Origin of the sequence: Capnocytophaga sp. oral taxon 903, from assembly GCF_013394785.1 — a bacterium.
Classification (GTDB): Bacteria; Bacteroidota; Bacteroidia; order Flavobacteriales; family Flavobacteriaceae; genus Capnocytophaga; species Capnocytophaga ochracea.
Map to the genome: position 1 here is coordinate 2,487,405 of NZ_JABXYW010000002.1, position 11,562 is coordinate 2,498,966.

The following is an 11,562-nucleotide window of genomic DNA, read 5'->3' on the forward strand; positions in this document are numbered from 1 at the left end:
ATGAAACATCATTCAACTTTCATTTTTGAAAAGAAAAACTATCTTATTATGGCTATTGGCTTAATAGTAATAGCCCTTGGTTTTATAACAATGAGCGGTGGTGGTAGCGATAATCCCGCTGTGTTCGACCCCTCTATTTTCAATTTCCGACGTATTCACTTAGCTCCTGCTTTGGTACTTTTAGGTTTTGCCATTGAAATTTACGCCATTCTGGTAAATCCTAAAACTGATAAAAAACAAGACGAAAAATAAGAATGAGTACACTGCAAGCTATTATTATTGCTATTATCGAAGGACTTACCGAGTACCTTCCTATCTCATCAACCGCACATATGGGCTTTACCGCTGCCCTTATGGGAATGCCCGACGATGAGTATTTGAAAATGTTCCAAGTGTCCATACAGTTTGGTGCTATCCTCTCGATAGTAGTACTGTATTGGCGCAAGTTCTTCGACTTTTCTAATTGGAACTTCTATTTCAAATTAGCGTGTGCCGTTATCCCTGCTCTTATATTAGGTAAGCTTTTCGATGATAAGATTGAAGCAGTTTTGGGCAACCAAAAAGCGATTGCTATTACCCTGATTGTGGGCGGTATTATCCTTATTTTTGTAGACAATTGGTTCAAACATCCTACGATTCACAACGAGAAAGACATCACAATAAAGAAAGCCGTTACTATTGGTTTTTGGCAGTGTTTAGCAATGATGCCAGGCACTTCGCGCTCTGCTGCTTCTATTATTGGCGGAATGACACAAGGGCTCACTCGCAAAGCTGCCGCTGAGTTCTCTTTCTTCTTAGCCGTTCCTACAATGCTAGCTGTAACCGTGTATTCTATTTTCTTGAAGAAATGGGGTACTGCCCAGGAGAAAGGCTACGAGCTGATAATGAAAACTGATGAGAGTTTTTGGTTGTTTATCATAGGCAATGTAATAGCTTTTGTGGTAGCAATGATAGCCGTGAAATTCTTTATACATATCCTCACCAAATTTGGTTTTAAAGTATGGGGCATTTACCGCATTGTTATTGGAGCAGTATTACTGATTTATTTCTCAATTAACAATTAATTATCTTTCCCTCCTACCCTTACCTTTTACTTTTTACCTTTTAGTTAAAAATGAAAATATTACTTTTAATTGTAGCTTTCTGTTTTATTCTCATTCAATCTATAAAAGCTCAAACCGATAGCTTATCAGTACTCCACGAATCGGTACTCACAGCCGATACTTTGCAAGTAGCTACTGAAAAACCTAAACTCAAACAGGTATTACTTCCTGCTTCTCTCATTTCCTTAGGAGTTATCTCCAACGCTACCTATATCAATCGTTATGTACAACGACACGCTTATAGATATTCCGGCGGACAGAAGTTGCGCTTCGATGATTATATACAGTATCTACCTATTGCTAGCGTCTTTGCTTATAGCAATTTAGGTATAAAAGCCAAGCACAGTGTAAAGGAACGACTCATAGTAGGAGCTACCGCTTATGCCATTACGGCAGCCTTAGTAAACGGAACAAAATACATTGCAAGAGTACACCGCCCTGATGGTAGTGCCTACAATTCTTTTCCTTCAGGACATACAGCTACCGCTTTCACAGGTATGGAAATCCTTTGGCAAGAGTACAAAGATGAAAATATATGGGTAGGTATCAGTGGCTATGCTATAGCTACCACCGTAGGTGCAATGCGTTTGTACAATAACCGCCATTGGATAGGCGATGTGTTTGTAGGGGCAGGTATAGGTATTCTTAGTGCCAAAACAGCTTATTGGCTCTTGCCATATACTTCCAAATGGCTTACACGCAAAGAGAAATCTTCGGTACAAATGGCTGTTTACCCCGTTTATTCCGAAGAAATGAAAGGAATAGGGCTCACCTTATTTCGCTAAAAACACCTTCTAATGGCTATTATTACCACTATATTAAACAAAGTTCCACGCCCTTGGCTTATAACGATGAGCTATTGGGTGCGTCCGTTTTTAGCTTTCTACTTGCGAGGAAAGAAATACCAAGACCCTATTGATGGCAGGACTTTTAGGAAATTCTTACCATATGGCTACGGCAAAACTCGCCCCAATGTACTCTCGCCCTCTACCCTATCACTTGAACGCCACCGATTGCTTTGGCTCTATCTTACTCGTGAAACCGATTTCTTTACACGTGAGCTAAAAGTGCTACACGTCGCTCCTGAACAAGCCTTCTATAAACGCTTTAAAGAACAACCTAACCTCAATTACCTCACCACCGACCTATATTCTCCTTTGGCAGATGTAAAAGCCGATTTGTGTGCTTTGCCTTTTGAAGACGAATGTTTTGATGTGATATTTTGCAACCACGTATTGGAGCATATCCAAGATGATACCCAAGCAATGAAAGAGCTTTATCGTGTGATGAAAAAGGGTGGTTGGGGTATTTTTCAAGTACCACAGGACTACCATAGAGCAATTACATTTGAAGATAATACCATTACTGACCCGAAAGAACGCACCCGTATTTTTGGTCAGTATGACCACGTAAGGGTCTACGGTTTAGATTATTTTGATAAATTGCGCAGTATAGGCTTTGAAGTAGAGGAACTGCAATACGCTTCCCATTTCACAGCTGAAGAGATAGAACGGTATCGTATTGTTGATGAAGAAATCATTCCTTTGTGCAAGAAAAAGTAAAAATTTAATAATTAAATAATGAAATATCTATTTTTAAGTATCGCAATAGGTTTAGTAGCTTGCCAGTCTTCCGTAAAAGATGAAATTCATCTTATAAGTGGAGAGGCACAAGGTAGCACTTATCACATTAAGTACATTAGCAAAACTAAAGAAGACTTAAAACCTGCCATAGACTCTATTTTACAAGTGATAGATAAGTCTATGTCTACCTATAAACCAGATTCTGACATTTCTAAAATCAATGCAGGGGATAAAAATGTAGTGGTAGACGAACATTTCAGGAAGGTTTTTGAAGCCTCTCAGCAAATATGGCAAGAAAGTGAAGGGTTGTTTGACCCTACGGTAGGTGTATTAGTAAATGCTTGGGGGTTCGGTAAACAAAAGATAACTGAGGATAAACTCCCCACAGATGAAAGAATAGCAGAACTGAAGAAATATGTAGGCTTTAATAAAGTACATCTCACAGCCGATAACCATATTGAAAAAGAGTCTCCTGAAATACTGTTTGACTTTAATGCCATAGCACAAGGCTATACCTCCGATGTAGTTGCGGCTTTCCTCAGCTCAAAAGGTATTGAGAATTATATAGTGGAGATAGCAGGTGAGATGTATCTGAAAGGAAGGAATACTGTAGAGAACAAAGCGTGGACGATAGGCGTAGAAAACCCTATCAAACCTTTGGACGACCGCGAATTGGTAGCTACTATACAATTTACCAATCAAGGATTGGCAACCTCTGGTAACTATCGCAAAGTATGGACAGATAGTAACGGGCGGAAATACGTACATTCTATTAACCCTATTACCGGACGCGCTACCCAAAGCGATGTGCTCAGTGCTACAGTAGTTGCTCCTTCCACTATGTTTGCTGATGGATATGCTACTATGTTTATGGTAATGGGATTAGAAAAGAGCAAAGCTTTCTTAGAAAAACACCCCAATATGGCTGTACTTTTAGTGTATAGTAACGAACAAAACGAAGAACTTACCTTTAAGACGAAGGCTTTTGAAAAATTAATAATTCAGTAAAGATTTTTTATTTATGAAAATAGGAATTATAGGTGCAATGGAGCTTGAGATAGATAGTTTAAGAACTTCTATTGAGTCTTGCAAAGAAACTAAAATAGGGCGTTTTGTTTTTTATGAAGGTTCTCTTAATGGGATAGAAGTAGTATTATTACTTTCAGGTATAGGTAAAGTAAGCGCTTCGGTTGCGACCACTTTACTTATAGAAAGATACAATCCATCGCTTATTATTAATACAGGTACTGCCGGAGGCTTAGGTGATACTTCGGTACACGATATAATCTTAGCTACTGAAGTACGCCACCACGATGTAGACGTTACGGCTTTTGGGTATGAAATAGGTCAGCAAGCACAAATGCCTCCTGCCTTTATTGCTAACACGCAATGGACAGAAAAACTAAAACAAGTAGCCGAACGATACAGTCATACACTTCACTACGGACAAGTAGTAAGTGGAGACTCTTTCATTTCGTCGCCCACCCGACTACAAGAAATTGCTAATACCTTCCCTAAAGCAAAAGCCGTAGAAATGGAAGCAGCAGCTATTGCACAAACCTGCTATTTATTAAACATTCCATTTGTAATGCTTCGCGCTATTTCTGATAAGGCAGGCGAAGGGAATGCGGTATCATATGAGACTTTTGTAGTAGAGGCAGGCAAACTGTCTGCAACTATTATAAAAGCATTCTTAGCCTCTATCTCTGAAACATAGGAAAAGTACACATATAACAAATAAGGGATTGAATTACATAATTCAATCCCTTATTTTTTTATACTTATAGAAATATTCCTATTTTAAAAATTGACGTACTTCTTCTTTTAAATGGCTTAGTGCATTAGCCGAAGGAGTGGCTTTCTCTACAAACTCTTTAAATATAGCTTCTACCATAGCTTGTGAGTCTTTTACGTCTTCGGTTAGGGCTACTTTACGGATTATTTGGATAGTAGCCATTTTAGCAGTACGAATAATATTCCATAGCTTTTCACTGAGGTATATTTGTTGTGCTAAGTTATGTTCAAATTCTTCATCAATAGAGTTTACAAGCAATGCTTCATACTCTTTCTTAGAAAGATTATGAGGAGGAATGCGCAAAAATAGTTGTTGAGGAGACATTCGCTCTAAGAAAAGTGTCATTCGCTCGTATGCTTGTAAGCGGATAGGCATTGTGTACTTTTGATTTTCTTTATGAAGAAGAAACAATCGCTTTTTATCTTCATTTTCAATATGTATTCTAAAAAAATAAAAGGCTACCGCTCCTACAATAAGAGCCGGAACGCAATACATAATAAAGGTAATAATCTGGTCAGACATAAATAATTAAGATTCTTTTGATAATAATAATATTTTTTCTAAGTTTGGACTAAAAATATCTTCAAAAGCCGATATGATACGTCCGTTTTTATCTATAATTACTGATTTGTTGATATTATTAATTAAAAACTTTTGCGACAAATCTATGAAATTGATAGAATGATATTGGTCAGTCCAATCGGTATTTGAGATTTGTTTACGCCATTGAGTTTTATCCTGCCCTATATCAATACCTACAAACTTTACATTGGGGAATAGCTTCTTTAACTGACTCACTCTTCCGAAAATAAGTTTGGAAAGCTCTTTCTGATTGACTGACCAAAAGTAATAAATAGTTACCTCCGGCTGTTGTATTTCAGAAAACTTAGTAGGTTCACCGTTTGCATTAATCAAATCAAAATCGGGAGGAATTCTTCCCGCTTGTAGTGCTATTACGTTTCTAAAAACCTTATCTAATTCGGCTTTATACTTGTTATCTTTGTTATACTTAGCAAATTTATCGAAGTAATCTTTATACTCGGTGTGCTCTTGGATATTAAAAATATAAGCATAAGCTGCATTTCGGTATAGGTTATCTCTCAAACTCCCCTTGGTAAAAAGACTATCGATGATTTTAATCTTTTGCAAATGGAAACCTAATTCCCTACTTACATCTACCAAAGTGTGAGTATCATAGGTGTATTGAGTAAAAGCCAGATTATTGACATACATTACCATATACCTATAATAGGGTCGGAAATACTCTAAAAAGCTATCGTTATAATTAATTTGTTTACGATAGTCGTAAAAGTTATAGGGCAGTAAATCTACGATTGAAATGTTGTTCTTATTTTGATAAACAAAAGGATATATCTCCATTTCTTTATAGATAGGAAAAGTAGCGCTTACTAAGGCTAAATCTTTTGCTTTCTCGGTGAGCTGAGGATTTAGTTTGAGAAAATCATCATACTCGCGTTTTCTATCTTGATATAAGGAATCACTTTTGTTTTTGTACTGCATAGGTGGTAAAGAATGAAACTTCCTAAAAACTTCTTCTTGCGCATCTGATATCTTAGATTGTGAGAGTAAGAAGTTATTAATAGCAGAGCCTTTACCCGAGAATGAAATACTTTCTTCAAAACTGAGTGCATTGGCATACACTACCACACTGTCCTTAGGTTCTACATACACATATTGATACTTACCATCTGTTTCAAAGTTAAACAACTCTCCTTCGGTTATATTTAGGTTAAACAAGAAAGTCTTATTCTTATCTAAATAGGCGGTATCAATGGGGACATCGTTACTGTATAGCACTACAAAAGAATCGTTTGCATTAGGGAAAAAGCCTCTTATTATAGTAGGCTCATTATGCTTGCCCTTGCAAGCGATTAAAGTGCTAAAAAGCACCCATAATATTAGTCGATTCATCTTCATCACCAATAATCATTCAACTATTTTGGGGCAAAAGTATAACATTATCTAAACACGGTGAGTTAAGAATATGTTAAAAATATACCCACTACTAAATATTAACATTTATTAGTAATTCGCTGTTTGAATTAGCCTCTCATTGATAGCAAATTAGCTTTCTTTCTCCTTGCTCACTTCAAAGAGGAATTTCTTTTCTTGGTCGGTTAAACTTGCATAACCACTGGCACTGATTTTCTCTAACAGTTGATTGACCTGATGTGCTCGTATTTGTTGTTCTTCTGAAACGACTTTCTTCTCTTTTTTAGGGGACTCTTCTTGGGGCGTTTTTGCTTTTTTAGGAATACGAAAACTGTACTTTGAAGTAAGTCCTGCGAATATCCCTCCTAAAATACCTCCGAAGTGGGCTATCTTACCTCCTGTGTTTACTGATATATTCAGTATATCGAAAAGTATAAAAGCCAATATAACGTACAGCAATTTTATTTTAAAGGTAAAAATATACACATTATAAGAGGGGAACAGGGTTACCACAAAGGCTAAGACTCCCATAACAGCAGCTGAAGCTCCTAAGAGCATCGTATTATCAGTGAAGGAGGGGAAGAAGTAACCTATGGTTAGAAAAGTGATTCCACCACCTATAATCCCAAAGCTATACGCTTTTACAAATTGTTTTCCGTTAAAGAGATTGAAGAAAATATGCCCTGTGAAAAATAACAGGAGCATATTCCAAAACAGGTGTTGAATGCTTACGTGATAGAAAGCATAAGAAATGAGCGTCCAAGGTTGTTTTAAAAACAGAGGTAACGATTGAGGCATACATAGCCACTGATTAAGCTGTTCTTGTGTTACTTTGTTAGTATACACTACAAGTTTGCTTATACCCAATAGCAATGTACAAACCACAATTACGCTATTAGCTGTGTTTAATTTTCTTGACATTGACGTAATATTAATGAGGCTGTTTTTTCGCTTGCACCTTCTCCGCCTAACCTTTCTCTCAACAAAACATAATCTTTAAACACTTCGTAACGGTGCCTATAAGTAGTGAGCTTGTTAAGCTCAGCTTCTAAATTCTTTTTAGTAAGGTCACCTTGAATAAGCTCAGTAACCACAGGCTTATCCATAATGAGGTTTACTAATGAAATATACTTGAGCTTGATAATGCGTTTGGCTATATGATAGGAAATCCAATTGCCTTTGTAGCACACCACTTCAGGGACGTTGAGCAAGGCGGTTTCTAAGGTTGCCGTACCACTGGTTACAAGCGCTGCATAAGATACTGAGAGCAAATCATAAGTTTTACCGCTTACAAAATGCACGTTTTCTTCTTTGATAAAACGTTTATAGAAGTGATAATCAATTGAGGGGGCTCCTGCTATTACGAACTGATACTGATGAAAATCATCGACTATAGAGAGCATTATTTTTAGCATCTTGGCTATTTCCTGCTTTCTACTACCTGGTAACAGTGCTATAATAGGGCGCACATCTAAGTTATTTTCCTTTTTAAAAGTCTGCTCATCTACTTCTTTGCGCTGTGCAATAGCATCGAGCAAAGGATGACCAACAAAGTGCACGCGGTATTGGTGTTCTCTTTCGTAGAAATCTTTTTCAAACGGGAGTATGACGTACATAAAATCTACATCGCGTTTGATTGCTTTTATGCGGTTCTCTTTCCAAGCCCATATTTGTGGTGAGATGTAGTAATGAGTAGGGATATGCTGTTGTTTAGCCCATTGGGCAATACGCATATTAAAACCGGGATAGTCTATAAAAATAAGAACATCGGGGTTGAACTGGGTGATATCTTTCTTACAGAAATCGATATTGCGCAAGATAGTGCGCAGGTTCGTAATCACTTCCCAGAAGCCCATAAAAGCGAGGTCTCGGTAATGCTTTACTTGTGTACCTGCTACCTGTTGCATTTGGTCGCCCCCCCAAAAGCGGAATTCGGCTTTTGGGTCTTTTTCTAATAGGGCTTTCATTAGGTTAGCACCGTGCAAATCACCAGAAGCCTCGCCTGCTATAATATAATACTTCATTTTTCTGCGGTTTGAAAGTTTAATACATTATTAGTTTTTAATAGCGGTATTGTTTAGATACGCTGTGATGGCAGCGTGGTAAACTGATGAGGTGCCTTTTTTGACCTTAGGTAATACTTCATAGGAAGCCCTGAGCTGTGGGTCTTTAAGGACGAGCTGGGCATAACGCACGGCTTCTTGGAACTTAGTGCGACAGCCTAATTGGGCTTCGGAAGCTGGTACGCGGGACTTAGAAGGAGCTTTGCAGACTATTGTTTGTCCTTTAACTTTTCGGAAAACGAACGTTTTACCAATCATACCAGAGAGTCCATTTAAAATAACATTTCGACTTCTTGCCATAATACAAATTGTTTTTTGGAATTAATAGTGCAAAGGTATGGCAAATTTTTGGTATATCAAAATTGGTGTGAGTCGCACAAGCGGGTATAATTAGTAAATTAGCAAATTTGAGAATTAGCAAATGGGGACGGAAGAATAAAATAATGTAGATGAAAGGCTTATTTAATGGTTAATGATTAATGGTTAATTTGGGAGAAGCTTATAGGAAAGAAGAACAAAGAACGAACAAAAGACGGTGCGAGTCGCACGGGCAGATAAAGAAAAGATGAAGGAAATATCCTCTCCCCACCCCTCTCCCAAGGAGAGGGAGTGTAGTAACGGAAAAATGAGACGAAGGAATGATGAACAAAAGACGGTGTGAGCCACACGGGCAGATAAAGAAAAGATGAAGGAAACCTCCCCCTAGCCCCCTCAAAGAGGGGGAATGTAGCGACGTAAAGACGAACAAAAGACGGTGCGAGTCGCACAGACAGATAAAGAAAAGACGAAGAAAAGACGAACAAAGAACGAACAAAGAACGAACGAATGACGAAGAAAGAACGAAGGAAAAGTGGGGGTAAGTTAAAGCTAAGATAGAGATAAAAAAAGGGTGATTAGTAGATTTCAACTTTACTAAAATTTGAAACTTTGGCAGAGTTCGTTTTGGAAAGAGGGGGTAAACCACACGGGTAAATAAAGAATGAAGGTAGGAAAGTTGGTTTTGAAAGGATAAAAAAAGGGTGATTAAAGAATTGTAAAAAAGGATATATATTGCTGAAAATCAATAGATATTGTGTATGAGTAAAAAAGATTTTCGATATTAGTGAATTTATACATTATTTTTTCTTATTTTTGCCGTTCTAAACAAACTCATCATTATGATAGACGCACACAAATTATCTATTGGTTTACTACTACCTATTGAAGCATACGAAGGGGCTATTCCTAAAATGGAAAACCAAGTACAACTCATTCAGCGAGCTGAAATGTTAGGCTTTAATGCTGTGTGGGTGCGCGACATTCCTCTATACACTCCTGATTTTAACGAAGTAGGACAAATGTTTGACCCGTGGATATATTTGGCACACATTGCTACTCTTACCCAAAGTATTAAGTTTGGCTTTGCGAGTGTAATACTACCACTGCGTCACCCTTTACACGTAGCCAAAGCTTCGGCGAGTCTTGACGTGCTATTTCCGAAGCGTTTTATGATGGGAGTTGCTTCTGGTGACCGACCTGTAGAATATCCTGCTTTTAATGAACTTTATGAATCACGGAGTACTCGTGTATTGGAGCATATGGCTATGTTACGCGACTTGTGGAGCAAAGAGTTCCCTACCTACAATAATGAGTATGGTACCCTAATGGAAAAAATGGGTGATGTAGTGCCTAAGCCCTTGCATAAAAATATACCAATGTATGCCACAGGGCACATAGGAGGAGTGAATTTGGAATGGATTGCGAAAAACTCGGACGGGTGGATTTACTACCCAAGAGATTTTGCTCTCACTAAGAAGATAATACAAGACTGGCGCAAAGCTCTTAAACAAGAAGGAGAACCTCCTAAACCTTATATTCAACCTGTGTATATTGACCTAAAAGATAACCCTGATTTTGAACCACAGAAAATGGACTTAGGTTTCCGTTTAGGACGTAACTATTTATTGGATATGTTTTTAGAACTCGGGAAAATAGGGGTTAACCATATTATGCTTGTACTAAAATACTGCTCTCGCCCTGCAAGTGAAGTGCTTGAAGAAATAGGAAAAGAAGTATTGCCACACTTGAAATAAACGCAAATTATGACCATTACTCAATACCAATATGTGTTGGCTGTGGCGAAGTACAAGAACTTTACTACCGCTGCTGAACACAGTTTTGTTACCCAGCCTACCTTGAGTATGCAAGTGCAGAAATTGGAGGAAGAGTTGGGGGTTACTATTTTTGACAGGAGCAAAAAGCCTTTACAGGTTACTGAAATAGGAGAACAAATCGTTAAACAAGCCCAAGTAATCGTAAATGAAGCGGGGAGAATGAACGATATAGTAGCGCAACAAAAGGGTTATATAGGAGGTGAGTTTCGCGTGGGGATTATCCCTACCGTCTCCCCTACTCTACTACCTATGTTTCTCGCTAATTTCATCAATAAATACCCTAAGGTATGCCTAAAAATTGAGGAGCAAACTACTGAAAACATCTTGAAAAAGATAGAGGACGGGAGTTATGATGCAGGGATTTTGGCAACCCCTCTACACAATCCGTCGATAGTAGAAAGACCGTTATACTATGAGCCTTTTGTAGCTTATATTCCACAAAATCACCGTTTGCAAAACTCTAAGACTATCTATTCTGAGGATTTGGATATCAACGATATATTGATGCTTGAAGACGGGCATTGTTTTAAGGACAGTGTACTGAATATCTGCAACCAAGATGTGATAGACTCAAAAGAGCACTTCCAACTAAAAAGCGGTAGTTTTGAAACTTTGGTGCGCTTGGCTAATGAGGGTTTAGGAATGACTTTGCTGCCATATTTGCACTCTTTGGAACTAAAAGAGGAAGAAAAGAAACGCATTCACTATTTTGCTGAGCCTTACCCTGCACGTGAAATCAGCTTGGTATATCACAAAAACGAACTAAAAATGCAAATCATCAAAGCTTTACACGACACTATTGCAGGGGTTATACGAGGAGCTATTGTTTTCCAAAATGTAAAAATTATCAGCCCAACAAGAGAAAGGCACAGAATTTGATAAAGCTAAGAACTAAGAATTGAAAGTTAGCTA

13 protein-coding genes are annotated in these 11,562 nt (G+C 37.9%); 8 read left to right on the forward strand and 5 right to left on the reverse strand.

Features of this window, described 5'->3' with window-relative positions; translation table 11 throughout:
• The 6 genes from HW279_RS10440 to HW279_RS10465 are packed head-to-tail and all read left to right on the forward strand — an operon-like array spanning position 1 to position 4,403.
• A complete protein-coding gene (locus HW279_RS10440; RefSeq protein ID WP_009410262.1) occupies positions 1-252 on the forward strand; it encodes a DUF3098 domain-containing protein in 252 nt (83 codons plus the stop codon).
• 2 nt (positions 253-254) lie between these two features.
• Positions 255-1,064 carry an undecaprenyl-diphosphate phosphatase gene (locus tag HW279_RS10445; RefSeq protein ID WP_002672638.1) on the forward strand — a complete coding sequence of 270 codons (810 nt, stop codon included), beginning with the start codon at positions 255-257 and terminating at the stop codon, positions 1,062-1,064.
• Between the two features lie 50 nt (positions 1,065-1,114).
• Complete coding sequence (locus HW279_RS10450) at positions 1,115-1,888, forward strand: phosphatase PAP2 family protein (RefSeq protein WP_178958942.1); 774 nt, start codon at positions 1,115-1,117, stop codon at positions 1,886-1,888.
• Between the two features lie 12 nt (positions 1,889-1,900).
• Positions 1,901-2,665 (forward strand): class I SAM-dependent methyltransferase, encoded by a 765-nt coding sequence (locus HW279_RS10455; RefSeq protein ID WP_178958943.1) that lies wholly within the window; start codon positions 1,901-1,903, stop codon positions 2,663-2,665.
• Between the two features lie 18 nt (positions 2,666-2,683).
• Positions 2,684-3,694 (forward strand): FAD:protein FMN transferase, encoded by a 1,011-nt coding sequence (locus HW279_RS10460; RefSeq protein WP_178958944.1) that lies wholly within the window; start codon positions 2,684-2,686, stop codon positions 3,692-3,694.
• A gap of 13 nt (positions 3,695-3,707) precedes the next feature.
• Complete coding sequence (locus HW279_RS10465) at positions 3,708-4,403, forward strand: 5'-methylthioadenosine/adenosylhomocysteine nucleosidase (protein ID WP_178958945.1); 696 nt, start codon at positions 3,708-3,710, stop codon at positions 4,401-4,403.
• A gap of 78 nt (positions 4,404-4,481) precedes the next feature.
• Here HW279_RS10465 and HW279_RS10470 read toward each other — a convergent pair whose 3' ends face one another.
• The 5 genes from HW279_RS10470 to HW279_RS10490 form a co-directional block, all read right to left on the reverse strand.
• Positions 4,482-5,003, reverse strand: coding sequence for a hypothetical protein (locus HW279_RS10470; RefSeq protein WP_178958946.1), 522 nt, complete (start codon positions 5,001-5,003; stop codon positions 4,482-4,484).
• 6 nt (positions 5,004-5,009) lie between these two features.
• Positions 5,010-6,419 (reverse strand): TlpA family protein disulfide reductase, encoded by a 1,410-nt coding sequence (locus tag HW279_RS10475; protein WP_178958947.1) that lies wholly within the window; start codon positions 6,417-6,419, stop codon positions 5,010-5,012.
• Between the two features lie 147 nt (positions 6,420-6,566).
• The gene (locus HW279_RS10480; protein ID WP_053580783.1) at positions 6,567-7,355 is read right to left on the reverse strand and encodes a rhomboid family intramembrane serine protease; all 789 of its coding nucleotides are present in this window, start codon (positions 7,353-7,355) and stop codon (positions 6,567-6,569) included.
• A complete protein-coding gene (gene lpxB, locus HW279_RS10485; RefSeq protein ID WP_009419110.1) occupies positions 7,340-8,458 on the reverse strand; it encodes a lipid-A-disaccharide synthase in 1,119 nt (372 codons plus the stop codon). The genes HW279_RS10480 and lpxB overlap by 16 nt, the downstream gene beginning before the upstream one ends.
• A gap of 30 nt (positions 8,459-8,488) precedes the next feature.
• Complete coding sequence (locus tag HW279_RS10490; RefSeq protein WP_034575611.1) at positions 8,489-8,797, reverse strand: hypothetical protein; 309 nt, start codon at positions 8,795-8,797, stop codon at positions 8,489-8,491.
• An 857-nt stretch (positions 8,798-9,654) separates the two neighbouring features.
• Between HW279_RS10490 and HW279_RS10495 the strand changes: the two genes are divergently transcribed.
• Both HW279_RS10495 and HW279_RS10500 read left to right on the forward strand, forming a co-directional pair.
• On the forward strand, positions 9,655-10,569 hold the full coding sequence (locus HW279_RS10495; RefSeq protein ID WP_009421337.1) for an LLM class oxidoreductase: 915 nt from the start codon (positions 9,655-9,657) through the stop codon (positions 10,567-10,569).
• Between the two features lie 9 nt (positions 10,570-10,578).
• Positions 10,579-11,529 (forward strand): hydrogen peroxide-inducible genes activator, encoded by a 951-nt coding sequence (locus tag HW279_RS10500; RefSeq protein ID WP_002672662.1) that lies wholly within the window; start codon positions 10,579-10,581, stop codon positions 11,527-11,529.
• Positions 11,530-11,562 lie beyond the last annotated feature (33 nt).